Source organism: Phenylobacterium sp., from assembly GCF_035309685.1.
Classification (GTDB): Bacteria; Pseudomonadota; Alphaproteobacteria; order Caulobacterales; family Caulobacteraceae; genus Phenylobacterium.
Genome location: NZ_DATGEX010000031.1, coordinates 213428 through 235892, shown reverse-complemented (window position 1 = coordinate 235892; position 22465 = coordinate 213428). Strand labels below are relative to the sequence as shown.

Genomic DNA, 22465 nt, shown 5'->3' with positions numbered 1-22465 from the left:
CGCTCCTCTCAGCCAGGGCTCAGCCGGCCGAGCCGCCGGCGGGCGTCGGCGGCGTTGCCGGGGGGCAGGTCCCCGAAGTCGGCCTTGTGGACCATCAGCAGCTCCTCGTAGCGGCTCAGGTATTGGGCGGTGACCTCGACGCGGAACCGCGCGGCCTCGCCGGCCGCCAGGGCGGCGCCGAGCTCCCCCTTGAGGCCGAACAGCGAGCGGCCGCCGGCGTAGCCGATGCGCAGCACCCGCCCCTCGCCGTCGGCCAGCTGGTAGACCCCCAGCTCTCCGCGCAGGTCGGCCACGGTCTCGGCGGTGAGCGGCCGCCAGGGCTTGTCGAGGCGCACGCCGGTCACGCTCAGCGGCCTCCGAACCGGGGCGTCCGGCGCTCCAGCATGGCGGCGATCCCCTCGCGGGCGTCGGCGCTGCGGCCGGCGGCGGCGACCAGGGCGTCGATGTCGTCATGCGGGATGCCGTCGCGGAACGCCATCGCCCGCACCAGCAGCGCCTTCATCGCCTTCAGAGACAGCGGCGCGTTGCCGGCCAGCCGGTTGATCACCGTCCGGGCCGCGGTCTCCAGGTCCTGGGCAGGTACGGCCCGGTGGATCAGTCCCAGCTCGGCCATCCGCCGCGCCGGCAGCAGGTCGCCCAGCAACAGCATCTCGCGCGCGCCCACCGGCCCGGCCACCTCCAGCAGCTTCTTGGCCAGGAACCAGGTCGGCGCGAGGCCGATCTTGGCCAGCGACATGCCGAACCGCGCCGTCTCGCTGGCCACCACGAAGTCGCAGTGCAGGGCCAGCTCGTTGCCCCCGGCGATGGCGTCGCCCTGCACCACGGCGACCACGGGGAGGGGATAGAGCTCGATGGCGTGGAGCATGGTCTCGATCGCCGATGATCCGACCGTCCCGCCGCCCCGCTCGCGCAGGTCCAGCCCGGCGCAGAACACCGACCCTTCGGCGCGGATCACCGTCACCCGCTCGTCACCGGGCGGCGCGACGGCGAAGGCCTGCGTCAGGGCGCCCAGCATCTCGGCGTCCAGCGCATTGCGCTTCTCGCCCCGCGCCAGCACCACCTCCCGCACGGCCCCCGCGGCCGACACCCTGATCTTGTCCATCCCTGATCCGCGTCCTGCCCGGCGCGCTCGCCGGCCGCCTCCCGGCCACTAGACCCCGAGATCGCCCGCGCCGCAATCGGAGCGCCGGCGTCCCGCCGGCCCTTGCTTGTTTTTGCGAGCCGCGGCGCACGAAGAGAGCCGGCGAGACGCCGGCGCTCCGGGGTTGGCTTGCCAACGGGCGTCCGAACCGCGATCAAGTCCGGAAAACCAGGGAGTGCGCGCCATGCAGGAAGTCGTCACCGGCTATGGCCTGATCGAAGGGCCGGTCTGGGATCCGGCCAAGGGGCTCTACTTCAGCGACGTCCGCGACGGGGGCATCCACCTGCTGGACCACGCCGGCGAGGTCTCCATCGTCCTCCCCCGCCGCCGCGGCGTCGGCGGCGTCGCCCTGCACGAGAAGGGCGGGCTGGTGTTCGGCGGCCGGGACATCTCCTGGTCGCCCCTGGACGGGAGCGAGGGCAAGGTTCTGCTGGCCTCCGCGGCCGCCGGCGGCATCGGCTTCAACGACCTGACCACCGACAGGGCTGGCCGGATCTGGGTCGGCTCCCTGGCCTTCCGCGTCTTCAGCGGCGATGAGCCGAAGCCCGGCAGCCTCCACGTCATCGACCTCGACGGGTCGATGCGCACGGCGGCGGGCGGGGTGATGCTGACCAACGGGCTCGGCTTCTCCCCCGACGGCCGGCGCCTCTACCACTCCGACACCCGCAGCAACGTGGTGCGCGTCTACGATATCGGCCCGGACGGGACGGTGGAGCGATGGGGCCCCTTCGTCGCCTTCGACGGCGGCGCCGACGGCCTGAAGGTGGCGGCCGACGGCTCGGTGTGGGTCGCCGACGCGCGAGGAGGCCGGGTCGCCGTCTTCAATCCCGACGGGAGTCACCGGCAGGACGTCGCGGTCCCTCTGCCGATGGTCACCAGCCTCTGCTTCGGCGGCGAGGACCTGTGCGACCTCTATGTGGTCACCGGCTCTGAGGGCGCCCCCAGCGAGAACGGCGGCACGATCTTCCGCACCCGCGTCGACGTCCCCGGCCAGCCGCTCCCGCTCTGCCGGGTGGCGATCTGACGTTGCGGCCGTCCGCGGAGATACAGGCTCTGACGAACAGCTTTCTGCTGATCTACGCGGGGTTGTTTCCGATCATCAACCCCGTGGGCAACGCGCCGATCTTCCTTGAACTGACGCAGTTCTGCACCCGCGAGCAGCGCAACGACCAGTCCCGCCGCGTGGCGGTCAACAGCTTCCTGCTCCTGTTGGGGTCGCTGTTCATCGGCTCTCACGTGCTCGGGGTCTTCGGCATCAGTCTGCCGGTGGTGCGGATCGGCGGCGGCGTGGTGGTCACGGCGCTCGGCTGGCGGCTTCTCAATTCCGAGCCCTCGCCCGACCGCGACGAGGCCGCGAAGGGGCCGGGCGCGACCATACCGGACGCCTTCTATCCCCTCACCATGCCGCTGACGGTCGGTCCCGGGTCGATGTCGGTCGCCATAACGCTGGGCGTCCAGCGGCCGAGGGTGGCCGGGCTCGAGGCCCTCCCCGTTCTGGGAGGCGCGATCGCCGGCCTGCTGGCGCTCGCGGCGACGATCTACCTGGCCTACCGCTTCGCGCAGAACCTCACATCCGTATTGGGTCGAACAGGCGCGAACGTCCTGCTCCGGCTATCGGCCTTCATCCTGCTCTGCATCGGCATCCAGGTCATCTGGGACGGCTGGCGCCAACTCACCGCCCTCGGCCGCTGAGTTCCCGCACCTCCGCGGAGTTCAGTTGACGCTCAGCCCGTAGAGCTCGGCCACGTTGTCGTGGCAGATCCAGTTGCGCTCCTCGTCGCTGAGCCCCTGCGTCTGCTCAGCCAGCACCGCCTGCGAGTGCGGCCAGGTGGAGTCGGAGTGGGGGAAGTCGCTCGCCCACATCAGCCGGCGCACGTTGCACAGGTGCGTGGTGCGGAACGCCACCCAGTCGTCCTGGAACGTCACATAGATGTGCTCGGCGAAGTACTCGCTCGGCAGGCGCTCCAGGGGCGGCGCCTTCATCCAGTAGCGGTGGCGCTTATAGGCGTGGTCCATGCGGTACATGTAGTGGGGAACCCAGCCGGCGTCGGCCTCCACGCACACCACCTTCAGCCCCGGATGGCGGTCGAACACGCCGCTGAAGATCAGCGTCCCCATGATGTCCTGGCAGCCGCGGATGATCGAGAGGAAGCTGTTGATCCGCGGCCCCCGCGGGTTCTGCGCCATCGCCCCGGCCTTGGTGGTCAGGATGTGGAAGCTGAGCGGCAGGCCCAGCTCCACCGCCGTCGCCCACACCGGATCGTAGATCTTGCTGTCGTAGTCCTCCACCGCCGGGTCGCCGGGCATCATCACGCCCTTGAAGCCCATGGCCTTGACCGCCTTCAGCTCGGCGACCCCGTCCTCGACCGAGCGCATCGAGACTTGGGCCAGGCCGTGCAGGCGGTCAGGCGCCTCGCTGCAATACTCCGCCAGCCAGCGGTTGTAGGCCTCGAAGCAGGCCTTCTTGAAGTCGAAGTCGGCGTGGTTGCACAGCAGCATGCCGACGGTGGGATAGATGAATTCCGCCGCCACCCCGTCGCGGTCCTGGTCGGCGAGGCGGTACTTGGGGTCCCAACCGCTGCGCCACAGGTCCTTGAAGGCGACGCCGTCGGTGGTGATCTTCGAAGGCTCCTTGCCGGCGGCGGCCAACAGGCCCAGCGGCACCGGCGTCGCCATGCCCTCGATCACGAAGGCGTCGCCGACCTTGGGCAATTCCTTGATCACCGGCGCCCGGTCGCGGAAGGCGGGGTCGATGTAGTCGACGTAGCAGTTGGGCGGCTCGGTGATGTGCGAGTCGGCCGAAATGGGCTTGCGGATCATCCCCGGCGTCCTTCCCTGATGGTCGCGGTCAGCGTGGCGCCCCCGACCGTCCGGCGTCAACCTCCCTCCCCTTCATGGGGAGGGACCGACGGCGCAGCCGTCAGGGTGGGGTACGGCGCCGCGGTTCCCCACCCTGACTTCGCTTCGCTTCGTCTGTCCCTCCCCATGAAGGGGAGGGAGGAAGCCCTCGCTCCGTCACACCGGCGCGAACACCGGGACGGGCGGGCCGCCCTCGGTCTCCTGGAACTTGAGCTTCACCCGCTGGCCGATCTTCAGGGCCGTAAGGTCGCAGTCGACGAAGTTGGTCAGCATCGCCGGCCCCTCGTCCAGCGTCACATAGCCGACGGCGTAGGCCGGCCCGTCCGTGCGGCGCATGACGCTGAAGGTGTAGATCGCCCCCTCGCCGGGCGATGCCTCCCACACCGTCTCGTCGCTGAAGCAGAACGGGCAGGCAAGGCGCGGATACCAGTGGGCCTTGCCACAGGCCCGGCAGCGCTTGATCAGGAAGCGGCCCTCCCGGGCGGCGTCCCAGAACGGCTTGGTCTCGTTGTTGATCGCCGGCGCGTGGATCTTCCGGTTCATGCGCCTACTCCCGTTCCATGATCAGGGTCGCCGCCCCGTGCCGCGCGCCCAGCGATCCGCCGGTGCCGTGGGCGATGGCGAGGTCGCAGGAGGGGACCTGCACCTTGGGGTGCGCCTCGCCGCGCAGCTGCCGCACCGCCTCGATCACCTTGGTGATGCCGCCGCGGTTGGTCGGGTGGTTGTTGCAGAGGCCGCCGCCGTCGGTGTTGAACGGCAGCTTCCCCACCCCCGAGATCAGGGCGCCATCGGCGACGAACTTCCCGCCCTCGCCTTTGGCGCAGAACCCCAGGTCCTCCAGCTGCATCAGGACGGTGATGGTGAAGCTGTCGTAGATCGAGGCGTACTTGATGTCGGCCGGCGTCACCCCGGCCTCGGCGAACGCCGCCGGCCCCGACCACGCCCCGGCCGAGAAGGTGAGGTCGAGGCCGCCGCCGCCGCGCGGTCCCTTGGGGGCCTCGGCCGAGCCGATGATCTTCACCAGGGGCCGCTTGAGGCTCCTGGCCACTTCGGGCGAGACCACGATCACCGCCCCGCCGCCGTCGGAGATCACGCAGCAGTCCAGCCGGTGCAGCGGGCTGGCGATGATCGGCGAGGCCAGCACCTCCTCCACCGTCACCACCTCGCGCAGCATGGCGTGCGCGTTCCACTGCGCGTGGTGCGAGGCGGCGACCTTGATCCAGGCCAGCTGCTCGGAGGTGGTGCCGTACTGGTGCATGTGGCGCATGGCGCACATGCCGTAGGTGTTGTGGGTCGAGCCGCCGTAGATGTTCTCGAACCCGGCCTCCGGCGGCCCGTCGGTGAGGCCGCCGCCGCCGCCCGGCGCCATCCCGGCGCCCGGCCGCCGTCCGCCATGCCGAGGCCGGCCGGCGAGCGTGATCAGGGCCACCGAGCACTTCCCCGCCGCGATCGCCTGCGCCGCGTGGCCCACATGGACGATGTAGGACGAGCCGCCGGTCTCGGTGCTGTCCAGGTGGCGGACGTTCTTCAGCCCCATGTAGTCGACCATGGAAAGCCCGCCGAAGCCTGGCGCATCGCCGGCGCAGAAGTAGCCGTCCACGTCGTCCTTGGTCAGGCCCGCGTCGATCAGGGCGCCCCTGGCGCACTCGGCGTGGAGCTGCGGGGTCGAGGTGTCCGGCGCGTCGCGCAGCGGATGCTCGAACGCGCCCATGAGATAGGCCTTGCCCTTGATACTCATGATCCTCCTCGAAATATCGCCCGCGAATATGGCTCTGGGTTAGCGCGCCGCCGGTGCGGCGACAATCGGCAGGGCTTGGTTTCAGGCCGCCCAGTCCCTAGCTCAGTCTTCCACAGGCGACGGGGTCGAAGATGGACGGCAATCAGGCGGCGAGCTTTCAGGAACGCCAGAAGGGCCATCTGCCCGGCGAGCTCGGCATCCAGTGGGACGAGGTGGCCCAGGGTCGCGCCTCGGGCTGGTTCACGACCACGAGGGGTCACATGGCGCCCAACGGCTTCCTGCATGCGGCCTCGGTGATCGCGCTGGTCGACAGCGCCTGCGGCTACGCCTGCGTGGCCAGCCTGCCCGACGGCGCCACCGGCTTCACCACCATCGAGCTCAAGGCCAACTACCTGGGCACCGCCAAGGAAGGCGAGACCGTCGCCTGCACGGCCCGCCTGGTCCACGGCGGCCGCATGACCCAGGTCTGGGACGCCGAGGCGGTCAACCGGACCACCGGCAAGACCATGGCGCTGTTCCGCTGCACCCAGATGGTGCTCTGGCCGAAATGACCTCTAGATCCTCCCCCAGGGCGCAGCCCGATTGAGGGGGAGGTGTCCTGCGCGCAGCGACAGGACGGAGGGGGTTCGAGCCCACTCCGAGGGCCGCCGCCATGTTCCGCAGTCTTTCCCAACGTCGCGCCGGAGTGGGCTGCAACCCCCTCCGTCTCGCGGCTGCGCCGCGATCCACCTCCCCCTCAATCGCGCTCCGCGCTGGGGGAGGATCTGAGGGATTCCCGCACTTGCACAGCCAGGGTCGGATGAGTAGGTTCCGCGCCTCGCTCAGCGGACCCCTTTCCTTGGGTCCGATCGCCGGCTCTGGAGAGGTGGCTGAGTGGTCGAAAGCACCGCACTCGAAATGCGGCGTACCTGGAAGGGTACCGTGGGTTCGAATCCCACCCTCTCCGCCACCCTTCGCCCTGACGGGCTTCGGGTGGCAGGCCAAATGACCTAGGCCTCGTCAGGCCAGACGGCGCGGATGGCGGCGATCAGGTCGGCGCCGCCGAACGGCATCTCCAGGACCGCGATCCGATGCGACCGCGAAAAGATCGTCTGCAGCGCCTCGCCATCGCCGGTCACCAGGATGACCAGCCCGTCCCACGGCCGCGCCCGCAGGCCGGCGACGAAGGCCGCGGGGTCCGGCTTCAGGACCTGCCCGTCGACGATCAGGGTCATGGCGATTTCGAGCGGCAGGCCGTCCAGGCCCTGCGCCGGGTCATAGAGGAGGGCGTTCATCCCGCCCGCCAGCAGGGCGAGTTCCAGCGACGACGCCAGGACCGGGTCCCGCACGACGACGATGGCGCTGGCCTGATGAGTCGACGCCGCCGGCACGCGAACCAAAGCCCTCTCGCCCGCCCGCGGGATGCGGAGCGCGGCGACGCGCAGAGCCTAGGGATCGCGCCGGGCGGCCCCAACCTAGGGAAATTACAGGGGTATGTGCGAAGGACGGATTTGGCTGAACTCGATCAGTGATCGGCAAGACTTCAGTCCGAAACGACGCGGATATCGAAATGGCCGGGAGCATTCATGGGCTGCATGCCTTCCGATACAACCGGTGCGACAAGAATGCCCCTGGCATAGGCCGCTGCGATGTGGCCAGCTTGCTCTTCGCGAACGGTGTTCGGGGCAGGCATGAACTTGAGGTTCGCGGAACGGTTGCGGCGGCCGGAACGGGGCGCGGTCGCCATCGCGCTCGCCGTCGTGGCCATCGCGCTCGCCGCCCTGATCGGCTGGCGGACCGGCAGCGTCCCACTGACCTCGGTGATCCCCGGCGCCGTCGCCCTGCAGCCGGCCACCGCCGTTGCGCTCATCGTCGGCGCGGCCGGCCTCTCGGCCGGGGCGGCCGGCCACCGCTGGATCTCCCGCCTCGTGGGCCTGGGGCTGCTGGCGGCCTGCGCGGTCTGGCTCTCTGCCTACGCCTCGCCCCACGCCGTCCCGACCGACCTGATGCTCTACCGCCGCGAGGTGCTCGCCCAGCGGCCGCTGCCGCTGTGGCCCGGACGGCCCAGCATCATCACCTGCGTGGTGATCGCGCTCTATGCCGCCTCGCTGCTGGGCGTGGGCGTGCGTCAGCCCCGGCTGAAGCTCCTGGCCTTGAGCGCCGCCAGCCTGGGCGCCCTGATCGCCAGCCTGTCGATCCTGCCCTTCCTGCTGCAGGACCCCTCGCAGCTCTCGATCCTGAACCAGAGCCTGCGGATCGCGCTCAACACCTCGGTGGCGGTGGGCGCGCTCTGCGCCGGCGTGCTGATCCTCAAGCGCGACGCCGGCTGGGTGCGGCTGGTGGCCGGCGGCGGCGAGCCGGGACGCATCGCGCGGCTCCTGGCGCCGGTGGCGCTGATCCCGGTCGCCTTCGGGATGCTCGCCAACGCCGGCGTGCGCGCCGGCTTCTACGGGCCCGACGTGCGGATGCTGCTGATCATCGTCTTGAGCGCGGTGACCCTGCTGGTCCTGGCCTTCTGGGCCGCCCAGACCCTGGGCCGCGAGCGCGGCCGGCGCGACAGCCTGGCCACCGCCCTTGCGCGCTCGACGGTGATGATCGTCGACGGCCATGGCCGGCTGCAGCATTGGCCGCCGGCCTGCGAGGCGCTCTACGGCTGGACGGCGGCGGAAGTGCTGGGCCGCCGGCCGGGCGAGTTCCTCAACGTCGAGGGCGCGTCGGTCCGCCAGGCGACCCGAGCCGCCATCCGCGAGCACGGGGAATGGCGCGGGGAGATCCAGCATTGGACCAAGAGCGGCGAGATCCGTTGGGTCGCGCTGCAGTGGGTGCTCCAGAAAGGCGCGGAGGACGGCGAGGATCGCGTCGTCGGCACCATCGCCGACATCACCGATCTGAAGGCCGCCGAGGCTTCCCTGCGGGAGAGCCAGGAGCGCGTGCGGCTGGCGGTGGACGCCTATGACCTCGGCATCGCCGACCTCGACGTGCCCTCCCGCACCGTGGTCTGCGACGACGGGTTCGAGCGCCTGCTGGGGCTGGAGCCTGGCAGGCTGCAGGATGACCCCGACGCCCTGAACCTCCTGAACGGCATGATCGTGGCCCGGGACCCGCACCGCGACGATGACATCGCCGCGGGCAAGTCCCAGCAGATCGACGACCTTCGGATGCGCCGCGCCGACGGCGAAATCCGCGACTTCCACGGCGTGCGGCGGTTCTTCTATTCGCCGCAGGGCGCCCACATCCGCACCATCGGCATCTACCGCGATGTCACCGAAGAGCGCCGCGCCCAGGCCGAACTGGCGGTCCGCGGCGATCACCTGTCACAGCTGCGCGCCGAACTCGCCCACGTCTCGCGGCTCAGCGCCATGGGCGAGATGGCCGCGGCCCTGGCGCACGAGCTCAACCAGCCGCTGACCGCCATCGGCAACTCCGTGGGCGCCTTGAAGATGATGCTGAGCGACGGCGGCCGCACGCTCGACGACACCGCCCGCGCCCGCATCGTGCGCGCCGCCAACCACGCCGAGGGCCAGGCCGTGCGTGCCGGCGAGATCGTGCGCCGCCTGCGCGACTTCATCGCCCGCGGCGAGGCCGACGCGCGCATCGAGCGGCTCGACCAGCTGATCGTCGACGCCGTGGCCCTGGCCGCGCCGAACGCCAAGTCCGACGGCACCGAGGTGCGCCTGGAGTTTTCGCCCAAGGCCGGCCGCGTGCTGGCCGACGGCATCCAGATCCAGCAGATCCTGGTCAATCTGGTGCGCAACGCGGGCGAGGCCATGCGCGACCTGCCGGCGCCTCGCATCCTGACCATCGGCACGATGGCCCGGCGCGGCATGGTGGAGGTGTCGGTCCGCGACAGCGGGCCGGGCGTGGCGCCGGACCTCGCCGCCCGGCTCTTTTCGCCGTTCGTCTCGACCAAGAACGACGGCATGGGCGTCGGCCTGTCGATCTGCCGCCGCATCGTCGAGGCGCACGGCGGCCGGATGTGGCTGGAGCCGTCGGACCCGAAGCGCGCCGGCGCCGATTTCCGCTTCACGATCCCGCTCGCCACGAAGGACCTGCAGCATGCCTAGCCGAAGGACCCTGCACATCGTGGACGATGACGAAGACGTCCGGGAATCGGCCGCCCTGCTGCTGGAAAGCGCCGGCTATCGGGTCACCACCTTCGCCTCCGGCGTCGAGTTCCTGGCGAAGGCGGACGCCTCGGTCCCCGCCTGCGTCCTGCTCGACATCCACATGCCGCAGATGGACGGCCTGGAGGTCCAGCGCCACATGGCCGAGCGTCAGATCGCCTTTCCGGTCATCGTGTTCACCGGCCAGGGCGACATCTCCATCGCCGTCCAGGCCATGAAGCACGGCGCCTTCGAATTCCTCGAAAAGCCCTATCTGAACGAGCAGTTGCTGGAGGCGGTCCGCGAGGCCTTCGTCAAGCTGGAGGCCACCACCGAAGACCGCGCGGTGACCGCCCAATCCAAGGCCCTGGTCGCCAAGCTGACCGGCCGCGAGAGCGAGGTCCTGCGCGGCCTGCTGGCGGGCCTGCCCAACAAGCTGATCGCCTATGAGCTCGATATCAGCGTGCGGACGGTCGAGATCTACCGCGCCAATGTGATGGACAAGCTCGACGCCCGAAGCCTCTCCGCCGCCGTGCGGATCGCGCTAACGGCGGGGGTGGAACCGCTGGCGCCCAGCCGGTAGGCGGGGCTGGGCGAGCGGCGGATGGCTGAGGGGTCGAAAGCCCCGCACTTGAAATGCGGCGTACCTTGAAGGGCGCCGGGGTTCGAATCCCACCCTCTCCGGCAGAGCCTTGAGGATAATCCTCACAATTTCAATATTTTGAGGAAATTATGGTGCTTGATCCTAGAGTGAGTCCTCAATCGACACCGCAATTGTGATGGCGATGAAATGGGGAACGGCGTGAAGGGTGATCCGGTTGAATTTAGTGATTGGGGGGTGCTGGGCTTGGAGTCCTCTGCACTGACCTCGCGCCTGCATGTATGTATGGCTGGATGACCCTTCCATGGCGTAGCTTTGGAAGATGGCCGACTACATCACCAACGTCCTGAACATCCTGAGGCTTCTCAAGCCCGAGCCCAATCACACGGGTTTCCAGCACTTGCACCGTTGGGTTGGAGAGCCATTCAGCGAGGCGCTAGCGGCTAGGATGTGCGCCTATGTCCTAGAGAATGCAGAAGGTGCCGAGGCAGTCATTCGAGGATCAGGTGTGCCGGCCGAATCGGCAGAAGGTCTTTGTCAGACAACAGGCGGATTGAGGACGGCATTTTCACCTGCTGGGATCAACGGGTCTATTGGCGGTCCACTGCCAACGCTGGTCAGTTCTATTGCTCTGTTTGCGACGTTCGCCGGTAGCCAAGCGCGCCCAAGTGACCCTCCTAAAGAAGCGTTAGATTTGGTCGTTGAAGTTGAGGCCATGATCGCCAAGCTGGGGGCGGCAAGGCTAGATCCACTAGTCCATGAAATTGCGATACGTCACCTCAGAGTGCTCGTAATCCTTCTCAAGAATGTTCAGGCGTTCGGCGTCGATTCAGCGACGGTCGCCTATTCGGAACTCATTGTCCGCCTTCGCCGCGCCGTTCACGCGTCAGGCCCTGACACCGAGAAGAAAATGCGTGGAGTGTGGCCAACCCTCAAGACGTGGTGGTCTCGCCTTGAAGCGCTAGATAACGAGTTTCGGAGCGGTTGGGTGTTTGTCTGCTGACTAGTGAACCGCATACCCGGCGCAGTGGTAGGCCGGCCCACCCGTTGATTGCGTCAGGATATGCTGTTTTTGAAAGCTCACCCTATAGGCAAAGCAATACTTTCCACGCTTCTGAAGAAAATCCGTAAAATTGATGAATCCATATATATAGACGTTATCCCGTCCCGCCTCTATTTCGTTAGACTCCGCTTTGGTTATCCTGAATTCAATTGGATCTGTCGGCCCAAAGGTCGAGTGGGGCTGAGAAACTAGATCGTTTGCGCCACCGAATCTATTTGTCGGGGTATTGGGCGGCACCGCCGGAAGTCCTCCCCCAATAAATATATGATATTCTCCAGCTCCGAGATATATTGACGTCGAACCTATATTTGAAAACTCTGGTCTTATTTTTACGAGAATCGTTGCATTCTCATCTATTTCCCCCGAGTATAGAAAGATATTCGGATCACTCAGCGTAAGCGCCGCCCTGGTCGTGCTCACGTCAATGTCAGCCGCCTTTCTCTGAGCTTCCGCAGACTTCGCATTCGCAGTCGCACTGGCCTCGATAGCTGTAGTCTGCCTTCTGGTTTCTCCGACCTGATCTCGAAGGACAGCCAGCTGGCCAGCGCTGTTATCGGCCTGGCGTTTGGTTTGCTCTGCCAGCGTCGTCAGGCTGGCAATGGCGCGCTTAATGTCCCGCGTGTCCTTGCCGTTCTCGTAAGTGAGCCAGGCGACGGCCAGCGAGCCGATGCCGATCACCACCGACCCCAGCCCAACCCCCGCAGTCAGCCATTCGGCGACAGTCAGGCCCCGATAGCGGCGGATCGGTGGTTCCGGCAACGCTTTGGCCATGGCGTACTCTCGGATCGAGCGCCACCTTGTAGCCCGAGTCGCCATTTCCTCCGCAGACCGGCAATCGAGCTGACCGGAGCGGACTCGTCATCGGTAGCTGATCTAGCCAATCCGCTTCTTGCGGTTTCGACGCGTCGTGTTGCCGGTCGATTTTTCGCTTTGGCCGTTGTTGCGATCAAGGTCAGGGGCAATGAGCCTGCTCAGGCCTCACGAGGCGGAGCGTCACTTCAAACGTCAGCTATGTCTGCAAGGACGGACATGCCGTCCTGGCCGTGTTCGAGAAGCTGTTGGCCGGTGTTCAAGGCCTTGCCTCCCATTCCTGCCAAGCCCTTCTGATGTCCCGGCGTTCGAGCGGCGCAAGTTCCAATAGGAATCAGGTTGTCGCGCATCTCCCAGAGATGCCACCCGGCCTTAAACCTCATGGATGATGCGAGCCTTCGGGCCAGGGCAAGTCAAGGACCGGCCCCTGGCCGGCCGCACGGCGGCGCGCCTTTGGCGCGTCCTTGAGTTGCCCAGGCCCGACGGCAAACTGGCCGTCATGAGATTTAAGCCACCACCTGCCGGCTAGCCAAAATACCTCACCCGCAACGCGGGGGAGGGGGACCACGAAGTGGTGGAGGGGGCGCTGCGGTCGCACAGCGCCCCCTCTCATTTTTCTTGACTTCCCCCCACTCTCATGTTCTCGTTTTGTTCATGTCCGACCCCACCGCCACCGCTGAACGCAGGGAAGAAATCCTGGGCGAGCTGGCCGAGTGGATGCATGCCGCGGCGCGCGAGGCGCAGCGGCGGTTGCTGGCGGCGGAGACCACGGACGACTTCGTCAAGCTGACCGGCTCGATGGCCAAGCTGGCGCGGGGCGTGCGCCAGTCGATCCTGATCCACCGCAAGCTGGAGGCCGAGCGGCTCGAGGCCGAGCGGCTCGAGGCTGAGCGTCTGGCGGGCGAGGCGGCCGCGCGCGGGCCTGAGCTGCATCCCGAACTCGTCCCCCGCCATATCAAGCGCGTGCGCCTGCGCACCGCGATCACCCGCCATGTCTGGAACGAGCTGGAGGACGACGAGGAGGCGGAGCTGTTCCGCGACGACCTCAACGCCCGGCTGGACGAGCTGGAGGGCGAGGACGACTTCCTCGACGTCCCCGTCGACGACCTGATCGCGCGCCTCTGCCGCGACCTCGGCTTCGCGCCGCCGCTCACCTCCCCCGTCGCGGCAGCGACGGCGGGAGGGGGACCGGCCGCCGAAGAGCGGCTGGTGGAGGGGGCGAGCCGCACCCGCAACGGCCCCGCCGTCCACGCGCCCAACACGTCCTGATCCAGAGGCCCCGCCCGCGGCCGACCCCAGACCCACAAAAATTCCGCCGGTACACGGTGGATTCACCGCGATCGCGCATAGTCCCCGTGGGCTCAGTTGCAGGGCCCTCGGCGCGGGAGGCGTTGATGTCCGGCTTTGTGCGGCGGTTCGGCAAGGACCGCGCGGGCGCCACGGCGATCGAATACGCCCTGATCGCCAGCCTCATCGCCGTCGTCATCGTCACCGCGGTCGGGGCGATGGCCACCCAGATCGGCGCGCTGTTCAACAGCGTGGCGGCCGCCTTCAACTAGGGCGTCGCTACCGAAGCGAAAGCCCCTCCAGCCGCCCGTCGGCGCGCCAGGCCTTGAGCTTGTCGAAGAACTTCAGCGGGCCCGCGCCATACATCTCGGAGAAGAAGCCGTTACGGTTCCCGGCCTGGCCTTCCGAGTTGTAGTAGCCCGGCGTGCATTCCATGTAGAACCGCTGGCCCACCCGCATCAGGCTGCGGATCTCCTCCACATAGGCGGCCTCCGCTTCCGCGGTCGGTTCCAGCACCTGGCGGCCGCGCGCCTTCGCTTCGCTCACCACATGGGCCACGTGGTTGGCCTGTTCGTTCAGCGCCTGGGGCACGCTGATGGTGATCGCCGTCTGGGTGAAGCCCAGGAAGAAGCAGTTGGGAAAGCCATGCGCGGTCAGCCCATGCAGGGTGCGCAGGCCATCGGCCCAGTGCTCCGAGAGCGTCACGCCGCCGCGGCCGGTGATGTCGTAGCCGGCGCGGCGCGTGTAGGCGGTGCCGACCTCGAAGCCGGTGGCGAAGATCAGGCAGTCGAGCGGGTATTCGACCCCATTGGCGACGACGCCCGTTTCGGTCAGCCGCTCGACGCCCTTGCCGTGGGTGTCCACCAGATGGACGTTTTCGCGGTTGTAGGTCTGCAGATATTCGTCGTGGAAGCACGGGCGCTTGCAGAACTGGCGGTACCAGGGCTTCAGCGCCGCGGCGGTGACCGGATCCTTGACGATGGCGTCCACCCGGGCGCGGACCTGGTTCATCTTGCGATAGTCGGCGAGCGCCATCAGCTCGCCGCGCTCCTGGCTGGTCAGCCGCCGGCCCAGCTTCTGCGAGGCCTGCTTGGCGGCGGCGCCGGTGAGGTTGCGGAAGATGTCGGTCCAGCCGTCGTGGACCAGGTCCTCGTCCGCGTCGCCGCCGCTGACCAGGATGTTGAAGTTCTCGCGCCGGCGGGTCTGCCAGCCCGGCGTCAGCGAGGCGGCCCAGGCCGGGTCGGTGGGCGCATTGTTGCGGACGTCGACCGACGACGGCGTGCGCTGGAAGACGTAGAGCTCCTTGGCGCTTTCGCCCAGGTGCGGGACGCACTGGATCGCCGTGGCGCCGGTGCCGATGATGCCGACCCGCTTGTCCGCCAGGCCGGTGAGGCCGCCCGACGAGTCGCCGCCGGTGTAGCGGTAGTCCCAGCGGCTGGTGTGGAAGGTGTGGCCCTTGAAGTCGTTGATGCCGGGAATGCCGGGCAGTTTCGGGCGGCTGAGCGGGCCGTTGGCCATGGCCACATAGCGCGCCTTGAAGCGGTCGCCGCGGTTGGTCGAGACGATCCAGCGCGCGGCCGCCTCGTCCCACGCCATCCCGGTGATCGAGGTCTGCAAGAGGGCGTCGTCGTAGAGCCGGTAGTGGCGGGCGATGTTGCGGCTGTGCTCGAGGATCTCGGGCGCGAAGGAATATTTGTGCTTGGGCATGTACCCAAGCTCTTCCAGCAGCGGCAGGTAGACGTAGCTCTCCACGTCGCACATGGCGCCGGGATAGCGGTTCCAGTACCAGGTGCCGCCGAAGTCGCCGGCGTTCTCCACCATGCGGATGCTGTCGAAACCGGCCTCGCGCAGGCGGGCGCCCATCAGGAGGCCGCCGAAGCCGCCGCCGATGATCGCGAACTCCACCTCATCGGTCACCGGCGCGCGGGTGAAGCCCGGGTCGACGTAGGGGTCGTCGACGTAGTGGGAGAACTCGGCCTTCACCTCGACGTACTGCGCCGCCCCGTCCTCGCGCAGACGCTTGTCGCGTTCCGCCAGATACTTCGCGTGCAGGGCGTCGGGATCGAAATCGATCTCGCCGACCACGTCGGCCAGTTCCGCTGGGATGCTCATGGCCGCCATCTTGGGGTGAAGAGGGGGCCACACGTCAACAGGCGCGGGTCGGCGGCTTTCGCCGGCGGGCGGCCAAAAGGCCGCACCGGCTGCGACGCGATGGCGTCTGCTCCGATAACCTCGGTCTCGCTAGACTCTGAGCATGTTCGACGCACGAACCTATGCCGAGCGGGCCAGCCGCTTCTCGCAGCTCTCCGGCGCCGCGCGCACCCCCGAGGAGCGCGAGAGCTACCTGAGCATCGCGGCGGGCTATCTGAGGCTGGCCAAATACGCTGCGCAGTTTCCCGAGTCCGGGACGTCGTCGGCCGAGCCGGTTCCGCTCGATCGCCGGTCCTGAGCCCCGCCGCCGTTTCACCCTTCGCATCGCCGGCCGCCAGGCCCTAAGCTTCTCCTCCACGCGGGCGAGGGCGTCAGACGTATGGCCGATGTGATCGTGGTGGGCGCGGGCAATGCGGCGTTCGCCGCGGCGGTCTCGGCCGCCGAGCAGGGCGCCTCGGTCACCGTCCTGGAGCGGGCGCCGCGGGCGCTGGCCGGCGGCAACACCGCCTTCACCGCCGGCGCCATGCGGTTCGCCTACGACGGCGTCGACGACCTGCGCCGCCTGATGCCCGACCTCACCGACGCGGAGGCCGCCGTCACCGACTTCGGCGCCTACCCGGAGGCGCAGTTCTTCGAGGACATGGGCCGGGTCACCGACTACCGCACCGATCCCGAGCTCTGCGAGGCATTGGTGACCCAGAGCCGCCCGACCATGTTCTGGATGCGCGACAAGGGCGTCCGCTTCGCCCCGATCTGGGGGCGCCAGGCCTTCAAGGTCGACGGCAGGTTCAAGTTCTGGGGCGGGCTCACCGTCGAGGCGGCCGGCGGCGGGCCGGGGCTGCTGGAGGCCTGGACGGCGATCGCGGCGCGGGCCGGAATCGAGGTGCTCTATGGGGCCCGCGCGGTGTCGCTGATCGCCGACGACGGCGGCGTCCGCGGCGTCCGCGTCAAGCAGGGCGGCGTCACCCACGACCTGCCCGCCAAGGCCGTGGTGCTGGCCGCCGGCGGCTTCCAGGCCAACACCGAGTGGCGCACCCGCTACCTCGGCCCCGGCTGGGACCTGGCCAAGGTGCGCGGCAGCCGCTTCAACACCGGCGATGGCCTCAGAATGGCGCTGGAGATCGGCGCCATGCCGACCGGCCAGTGGTCGGGCAGCCACGCGGTGCAATGGGAGCGCAACGCCCCGGAATTCGGCGACCTGGCGGTCGGCGACGGTTTCCAGAAGCACAGCTATCCGTTCGGCATCCTGATCAACGCCCGAGGCGAGCGGTTCCTCGACGAGGGCGCCGACTTCCGCAACTACACCTACGCCAAGTACGGCCGCGAGGTGCTGAAACAGCCGCGCCAGTTCGCCTGGCAGGTCTTCGACGCCAAGGTCCGCCACCTGCTGCGCGACGAGTACCGCATCCGCCAGGTGACCAGGGTCAGCGCCGACAGCCTGGAGGCGCTGACGGCGAAGCTGGAGGACGTGGACGCCGCCCGCGCGCTGGAAACCATCCACGCCTTCAACGCCGCGGTGCGCACCGACATCGCCTTCGATCCGAACGTGAAGGACGGCCGCGGAACCACTGGTCTCGCGATCCCCAAGTCCAACTGGGCCAACCGCCTCGATACGCCGCCCTATGAAGCCTATGCGGTGACCTGCGGCGTCACCTTCACCTTCGGCGGGGTGAGGATCGATCCGTCGGCTGCTGTGCTGGACGTCGATCTGGCGCCGATCGCCGGGCTCTATGCGGCCGGCGAGATGGTCGGCGGCCTGTTCTACGAGAACTATCCCGGCGGTACGGGCCTGATGGCGGGCGCGGTGTTCGGGCGGATCGCAGGCGCGTCGGCGGGCGTGGCGGCGCGGGGCTAGGCGGCGAACTCGGCGCGGGCGTTGGGGCTGGAGAGGCTGGCGTAGCCGGCCTCCAGGGCGGCGCGCAGGCGCGGGCTTTGCGCCAGCCGGCGCGGGAACACCGCGTCCAAGGCCAGGAACCGGGCGACGTCGGCGGCGGGCTCGCCCGTGCAGGTCCGCGCGACCGCCACCAGGTCCCGCGCCAGCGGGTCGACCAGGGCCTCGCCGGCCCCGGCCTGGCGGCGGACGAACAGCATCCAGGCCGCGACCCCGGTCGCCAGACGGTCGATCGGCAGGTTCTGGGTGAGCGCGTCATCGAGGGTGGCCAGCAGCCGCACCGGCAGCTTCTGAGAGCCGTCCCAGGCGATCTGCGACAGCTTGTGGACGATGGCCGGATTGCGGAAGCGGGTGAGCACTTCGCCGATATAGCCGTCGAGGTCGAGGCCGGCCGGCGCCGCGACGGTGGGCGCGATCTCGCGGCGCATCAGGGCCTCGACGAAGGCGGCGAGCCTGGGCTCGGCCATGGCCTGCGCGACGGTCGCGACGCCCAGCGCCAGGCCGACGTAGGCGAGCGTGGAATGGGCGCCGTTGAGCAGGCGAAGCTTCGCCCGCTCGAAGCCCGCCACGTCGCCGGTGAGGATGACGCCGGCTTCGGCGAAGGTGGCGGCGTCGGCGCCCAGATCCCCGCCGATCACCCATTGCGCGAACCGCTCCCGCTGGACCGGCCAGGCGTCGGTCAGGCCCAGCGCCTGCTCCGCCTCCGTGCGCAGGGCTTCGTCGGTGGCGGGTGTGATGGAATCGACCATGCTGCCGGGGAAGGCGACCTCGCCCTCGATCCAGCGCGCCAGGTCCGCCTCGCCGCGGGCCCGGGCGAACTGCAGCGCCGTCCGCCGCCACGCGTCACCGTTCCTCGAAAGATTATCGCAGGAGAGCGCGGTCAGGCCGGGCAGACCCGCGGTGCGGCGCCGGCGCAGGCCCTCCACCAGCCAGCCGACCAGGGTGCTCGGCCGGGCGGGATCGGCGAGGTCGCGGCGGATGTCCGGATGGCTGGTGTCCAGGTCGCCGGCGGGTGTCAGGCAATAGCCCTTCTCGGTCACCGTGGCGCTGACCAGCCGCACCATGGGGTCGGTGAGGCGGGCGAAGACAGCCTCCGGATCGCCGGGCGCGGTCAGGACCTCCCGGATCGCGCCGATGACGCGCAGACTGGGCTCCGCCTCCCGCTCGAGCAGGCTGTAGAGCCCGTCCTGCGGTTCGAGGGCCGCGCGCACCGCGTCGCTGCGCAGCGACACCACGCTGATCGCCAGGCCCGGATCGCGGGTCAGCATCCGGTCGAAGAAGAAGGCCTGGTGCGCCCGGTGAAAGGCGCCGGGACCGAAGTGGACGACGCCGATCCGGCTCTCGGCGCGGTCATAGGCCGGGCGGATCGCCTCGGCCCTGGCCTGCGGCAGGGTTGTCTCGCTGAGGCGCGGGCTCAAAGGGCGATCTCGCGTTCGCCGCTGTCATCGCGCGGGTCGATCTTCAGGAGCGAAGACATCTTGCCATGGTAACCGGTGTCATGCTTTCGGCCTATACCCTGCGCCGTGGCTGCGGCTATGAAGCCGTAAGGCAAAGGGAACGCGACCGGAATGGCGAAGGGCGAGGCGCCGCAGATCGAGGACCAGGGAACGGGCGCCGGCCCGCGCCGCCGGCCCACGATCAACGACATCGCCCGCCTGGCCGGGGTCTCCAAGAAGACCGTCAGCCGGGTCATCAACGCCAGCCCCTACGTCCAGAAGGAAACCCGCGAGCGCATCGAGGCGGTGATCGCCGAGCACGGCTATGCGCCCGACCCGCAGGCGCGGGGGTTGGCGTTCCGCCGCTCGTTCCTGATCGGGCTGGTCTACGACAACCCCAATCCGCAGTACGTCGTGAACATGCAGCTGGGCCTCTTGGACGGCATGAAGGGCTCGGGCTTCGAGCTGGTGGTGCACCCCTGCAACCGGGCGAGCGACACCTTCCTGACGGACCTCAGGGGCTTCATCGAGCGGCAGAAGCTGTTCGGCGTGGTGCTCACCCCCTCGGTCTCCGAGGACGAGCGGGTGGCCGCCCTGATGGGCGCCATCGGCTGCGAATATGTCCGCGTGGCCTCGGTTTCGGTGGATGCGCCGCAGCACATGATCGAGACCCGCGACCGCCTGGGCGGGGAAGCCGCGGCGGGGCACCTGGCCGATCTCGGGCACAGGCGCATCGCCCACATCTCCGGTCCGCCCAGCTTCCGCTCGTCGCGCGAGCGGCGCGAGGGGTTCGAGGCGGGGCTGGCGGCGCGGGGGCTGAAGCTGGAGCCGCAGTACGCCCGCGAAGGCGCCTACACCTTCGAATCCGGCATCGCCTGCGCGGCGGAGCTGTTGAAGCTGTCGCCCCGGCCGACGGCGATCTTCGCCGGCAATGACGAGATGGCCGCCGGCGTCCTGCAGGCGGCGCGGCAGATGGGCGTCGCGGCGCCGGGCGACCTGTCGGTGGTGGGCTTCGACGACTTCGAGATCGCCAGGCGCCTGTGGCCGAGCCTGACGACGATCCGCACGCCCACCCGCGAGATCGGCCGCCTGGCCGTGCAGCGGCTGATGGGCCGCGACGACGAAAACCGCGCCGAGAAGGACCGGCTGCCGGTGCTGGTGGTGCGGGAATCCTCGGGGCCCCTCAAAGCCGGCTGAGCCGGGCTAGATCTCAACCGGCTCCAGCTTCGGCGACAGCAGGTGGATGGCGAGCAGCGCCAGCAGATAGACGCTGGCCGCCACCACGAAGATGGGCGTGTAGACGCCGATCCTGTCGAGCACGAAGCCCGCGTACTTGGCCATGACCATGCCGCCGATCGCGCCGATCATCCCGCCGATGCCGACCACCGACCCCACCGCCGAGCGCGGAAAGACGTCGCCAGGCAGGGTGTAGAGGTTGGCTGAGAAACCCTGGTGGGCGGCGGTGGCGATGCCGATGATGCCGACCGCCAGCCACAGGCTGGACGCCTGGGCGGCGAAGGCGACGGGCAGGGCCAGGACCGCGCAGATCAGCATGGTGGTCTTGCGGGCGCGGTTGATGCTCCAGCCCGCCTTGATGAACCGGCTGGAGAGCCAGCCGCCGCCGATGCTGCCGACATCGCTCAACAGATAGACCGCCACCACCGGCGGGCCGAAGGTCTTCAGGTCCAGGTGGTAGCGTTTGCCGAAGAAGTCCGGCAGCCAGAACAGCCACATCCACCAGACCGGATCGATCAGGAATTTGCCGATGGCGTAGGCCCAGGTCTCGCGCTGTCGCAGTAGGACCGACCAGAGAACCTTGCCCGGCGGGTCGGCGGGATCGCTCTCGATGTGCGCGAGCTCGGCCGCCGACAGCGATTTCTGCTGGCGCGGCGTGCGGTAGACCAAGAGCCAGATCGGCAGCCACAGCAGCCCGCCCAAGCCGGTCACCACGAAGGCCGCGCGCCAGCCGAAGGCCAGCACCACGGCGGGGATCAGGAGCGGGGTGACGATGGCGCCGATGTTGGTGCCGGCGTTGAACAGGCCGGTGGCGAAGGCGCGCTCCTTCTTGGGGAACCACTCGGCCATGGCCTTGATGCCGCCCGGGAAGGCGCCGCCCTCGCCGACGCCCAGCAAGAGACGCCCGCCGATGAAGCCGCCAAGCGACTTGGCCAGCGCATGCGACATGTGGGCGGCCTGCCAGATCAGGAAGGCCAGGCCAAAACCCCAACGCGCGCCGATCCGGTCGACGATACGCCCGAAGGCGAGGTACGAGAGCGCGTAGGTCGCCTGGAACCAGAAGACCAAGTCGGCATAGTTTGTCTCGTCCCAGCCGTACTCCTTGGAGAGGTCGCCCTTCAGGAAGCTGATGGTCTGGCGGTCGACGTAGTTGATCACCATGGCGGTGAACAAGAGCGCCACGATAACCCAGCGGTAGCGGCCAACCGCGGCGGCCGGGCCGGACCTAGCCGGACGTGTCGCCGTGGCCATCTGATCCTCCCTGACCCTCGGCGGGAGAGGCGGCCTGCGCAATGCAGACGATCTCGTCCAGGTCGCCGAAGGCGATGCGGGCCGTCTGTCCGGCCTCTATGTCGTGGATACCGCTGGCCGCGCCGGTGGTCACCAGCTGGCCGCGCTTCAGCGGCCGGCCGCGCGCGGCTGCCGCGTTCATAAGGAAGGCGAGGGAGGCCGCGGGGCCGCCCGGCAGCGAGGAGGGAGCGCCTCTGCCCACCCGCTTTCCGTCGACCCAGGCTTCGCAAGGAGGCCAGTCGTCGGTGCGGGTGCGCCAGTCGGGAATGGTGCGGCCCAGGATCAGGCCGGCGTTGTTGCCGAAATCGGCGGCCACGACGCGGGGGCCCAGGATGTTGATGCTGGCCAGCGGGCTGCCGGCGAACTCGACGCCGACCAGTTCGTCCTCGACCAGGGCCACCGCAGCCTTGGGTGTCCAGTCGGTCTTGCCGGCCGGGGCGTCCTGGCCCATGCGGTAGATGTATTCCGCCTCCACCGCGGCGAACCCGCCGGGGATGGCGAAGACGGCTGTCGGGTCCTTGCCGGCCTGGGTGACGTTGGCGGCGAACACCGGGCCCATCACCCGCTCGGCGGAGAGTTCCGCCTGCAGCTCGGTGGGGATGCGGCCGACCTTCCAGCCGGCGATCGCGTCTGGCCACAGGCCGATGGCGGCTTCCTGGATCTGGTAGCCGGCGGCCATGTCGGCGGGGATCGCGCCCGGGAAATCGGCCAGCGACCGCGCCGCGCGGCGGGCGTCCACGAAACGCCGCGCCACCTCCAGCGGCGCCAGCGCCGCCGCCGATTTCGCCAGCGAGTCGTTCACCGAGCGCCCGCCCCGCAAAGCGCGCGCGCCGTCGTTTCAGTCTTGGTTGGAGGCGATTTGAGGGTCACGATGAGGCGA

Annotated in this window: 22 protein-coding genes and 1 tRNA gene; 12 read left to right on the top strand and 11 right to left on the bottom strand. The window is 68.9% G+C overall.

What is annotated here, in order from left to right; translation table 11 throughout:
- Window positions 1–8 precede the first annotated feature (8 nt).
- Complete coding sequence (locus VKQ35_RS10695) at window positions 9–344, bottom strand: DUF7508 domain-containing protein (protein ID WP_324361348.1); 336 nt, start codon at window positions 342–344, stop codon at window positions 9–11.
- A gap of 2 nt (window positions 345–346) precedes the next feature.
- Window positions 347–1102: an enoyl-CoA hydratase/isomerase family protein gene (locus VKQ35_RS10690; protein ID WP_324361346.1), complete on the bottom strand. Its 756-nt coding sequence runs from the start codon at window positions 1100–1102 to the stop codon at window positions 347–349.
- Window positions 1103–1325: 223 nt separating this feature from the next.
- Here VKQ35_RS10690 and VKQ35_RS10685 point away from each other — a divergent pair, with 223 nt between their 5' ends.
- Complete coding sequence (locus VKQ35_RS10685) at window positions 1326–2165, top strand: SMP-30/gluconolactonase/LRE family protein (RefSeq protein ID WP_324361344.1); 840 nt, start codon at window positions 1326–1328, stop codon at window positions 2163–2165.
- 2 nt (window positions 2166–2167) lie between these two features.
- Entirely contained in the window at window positions 2168–2833 is a 666-nt protein-coding gene (locus VKQ35_RS10680; RefSeq protein ID WP_324361341.1) for a MarC family protein, read from the top strand.
- A 21-nt stretch (window positions 2834–2854) separates the two neighbouring features.
- On the opposite strand, the gene VKQ35_RS10675 is transcribed toward VKQ35_RS10680, so the two are convergent.
- From VKQ35_RS10675 to VKQ35_RS10665, 3 genes are all read right to left on the bottom strand, one after another.
- Complete coding sequence (locus VKQ35_RS10675; protein WP_324361340.1) at window positions 2855–3961, bottom strand: amidohydrolase family protein; 1107 nt, start codon at window positions 3959–3961, stop codon at window positions 2855–2857.
- Between the two features lie 195 nt (window positions 3962–4156).
- Window positions 4157–4543, bottom strand: coding sequence for a Zn-ribbon domain-containing OB-fold protein (locus tag VKQ35_RS10670; protein WP_324361338.1), 387 nt, complete (start codon window positions 4541–4543; stop codon window positions 4157–4159).
- A gap of 4 nt (window positions 4544–4547) precedes the next feature.
- Window positions 4548–5738 carry a thiolase domain-containing protein gene (locus VKQ35_RS10665; RefSeq protein ID WP_324361336.1) on the bottom strand — a complete coding sequence of 397 codons (1191 nt, stop codon included), beginning with the start codon at window positions 5736–5738 and terminating at the stop codon, window positions 4548–4550.
- 131 nt (window positions 5739–5869) lie between these two features.
- Between VKQ35_RS10665 and VKQ35_RS10660 the strand changes: the two genes are divergently transcribed.
- Together VKQ35_RS10660 and VKQ35_RS10655 are read left to right on the top strand one after the other, a co-directional pair.
- Window positions 5870–6289: a PaaI family thioesterase gene (locus tag VKQ35_RS10660; RefSeq protein WP_324361334.1), complete on the top strand. Its 420-nt coding sequence runs from the start codon at window positions 5870–5872 to the stop codon at window positions 6287–6289.
- Between the two features lie 308 nt (window positions 6290–6597).
- A tRNA-Ser gene (locus VKQ35_RS10655) sits at window positions 6598–6687 on the top strand.
- Window positions 6688–6727: 40 nt separating this feature from the next.
- Here VKQ35_RS10655 and VKQ35_RS10650 read toward each other — a convergent pair.
- On the bottom strand, window positions 6728–7117 hold the full coding sequence (locus VKQ35_RS10650) for a hypothetical protein (RefSeq protein ID WP_324361332.1): 390 nt from the start codon (window positions 7115–7117) through the stop codon (window positions 6728–6730).
- Window positions 7118–7408: 291 nt separating this feature from the next.
- On the opposite strand from VKQ35_RS10650, the gene VKQ35_RS10645 reads away from it, so the two are divergent.
- The 3 genes from VKQ35_RS10645 to VKQ35_RS10635 all read left to right on the top strand — a co-directional run bounded on the left by VKQ35_RS10645 (window position 7409) and on the right by VKQ35_RS10635 (window position 11424).
- The gene (locus tag VKQ35_RS10645; RefSeq protein WP_324361330.1) at window positions 7409–9781 is read left to right on the top strand and encodes a PAS domain-containing sensor histidine kinase; all 2373 of its coding nucleotides are present in this window, start codon (window positions 7409–7411) and stop codon (window positions 9779–9781) included.
- Window positions 9774–10403, top strand: coding sequence for a response regulator transcription factor (locus VKQ35_RS10640; RefSeq protein ID WP_324361328.1), 630 nt, complete (start codon window positions 9774–9776; stop codon window positions 10401–10403). The genes VKQ35_RS10645 and VKQ35_RS10640 overlap by 8 nt, the downstream gene beginning before the upstream one ends.
- 340 nt (window positions 10404–10743) lie before the next feature.
- Entirely contained in the window at window positions 10744–11424 is a 681-nt protein-coding gene (locus VKQ35_RS10635) for a hypothetical protein (RefSeq protein WP_324361326.1), read from the top strand.
- Here the strand turns inward: VKQ35_RS10635 and VKQ35_RS10630 are convergent, their stop codons facing one another.
- A complete protein-coding gene (locus tag VKQ35_RS10630) occupies window positions 11425–12255 on the bottom strand; it encodes a hypothetical protein (RefSeq protein WP_324361324.1) in 831 nt (276 codons plus the stop codon).
- A gap of 693 nt (window positions 12256–12948) precedes the next feature.
- Between VKQ35_RS10630 and VKQ35_RS10625 the strand changes: the two genes are divergently transcribed.
- Entirely contained in the window at window positions 12949–13563 is a 615-nt protein-coding gene (locus VKQ35_RS10625) for a hypothetical protein (RefSeq protein WP_324361322.1), read from the top strand.
- A gap of 125 nt (window positions 13564–13688) precedes the next feature.
- The gene (locus tag VKQ35_RS10620; protein ID WP_324361320.1) at window positions 13689–13853 is read left to right on the top strand and encodes a Flp family type IVb pilin; all 165 of its coding nucleotides are present in this window, start codon (window positions 13689–13691) and stop codon (window positions 13851–13853) included.
- A 7-nt stretch (window positions 13854–13860) separates the two neighbouring features.
- On the opposite strand, the gene VKQ35_RS10615 is transcribed toward VKQ35_RS10620, so the two are convergent.
- The gene (locus VKQ35_RS10615; RefSeq protein WP_324361318.1) at window positions 13861–15693 is read right to left on the bottom strand and encodes an NAD(P)/FAD-dependent oxidoreductase; all 1833 of its coding nucleotides are present in this window, start codon (window positions 15691–15693) and stop codon (window positions 13861–13863) included.
- A 142-nt stretch (window positions 15694–15835) separates the two neighbouring features.
- Between VKQ35_RS10615 and VKQ35_RS10610 the strand changes: the two genes are divergently transcribed.
- A complete protein-coding gene (locus tag VKQ35_RS10610) occupies window positions 15836–16030 on the top strand; it encodes a hypothetical protein (protein WP_324361316.1) in 195 nt (64 codons plus the stop codon).
- Window positions 16031–16111: 81 nt separating this feature from the next.
- Entirely contained in the window at window positions 16112–17587 is a 1476-nt protein-coding gene (tcuA, locus tag VKQ35_RS10605; RefSeq protein ID WP_324361314.1) for an FAD-dependent tricarballylate dehydrogenase TcuA, read from the top strand.
- On the opposite strand, the gene VKQ35_RS10600 is transcribed toward tcuA, so the two are convergent.
- Window positions 17584–19041, bottom strand: a complete 1458-nt coding sequence (locus tag VKQ35_RS10600; protein WP_324361312.1) for a mannitol dehydrogenase family protein — start codon at window positions 19039–19041, stop codon at window positions 17584–17586. The genes tcuA and VKQ35_RS10600 overlap by 4 nt on opposite strands.
- A gap of 150 nt (window positions 19042–19191) precedes the next feature.
- Between VKQ35_RS10600 and VKQ35_RS10595 the strand changes: the two genes are divergently transcribed.
- Entirely contained in the window at window positions 19192–20256 is a 1065-nt protein-coding gene (locus VKQ35_RS10595) for a LacI family DNA-binding transcriptional regulator (RefSeq protein ID WP_324361310.1), read from the top strand.
- Window positions 20257–20262: 6 nt separating this feature from the next.
- Here the strand turns inward: VKQ35_RS10595 and VKQ35_RS10590 are convergent, their stop codons facing one another.
- Together VKQ35_RS10590 and VKQ35_RS10585 are read right to left on the bottom strand one after the other, a co-directional pair.
- A complete protein-coding gene (locus VKQ35_RS10590; RefSeq protein WP_324361308.1) occupies window positions 20263–21546 on the bottom strand; it encodes an MFS transporter in 1284 nt (427 codons plus the stop codon).
- Window positions 21521–22387, bottom strand: a complete 867-nt coding sequence (locus VKQ35_RS10585) for a 2-keto-4-pentenoate hydratase (RefSeq protein WP_324361306.1) — start codon at window positions 22385–22387, stop codon at window positions 21521–21523. The genes VKQ35_RS10590 and VKQ35_RS10585 overlap by 26 nt, the downstream gene beginning before the upstream one ends.
- Between the last annotated feature and the right edge of the window lie 78 nt (window positions 22388–22465).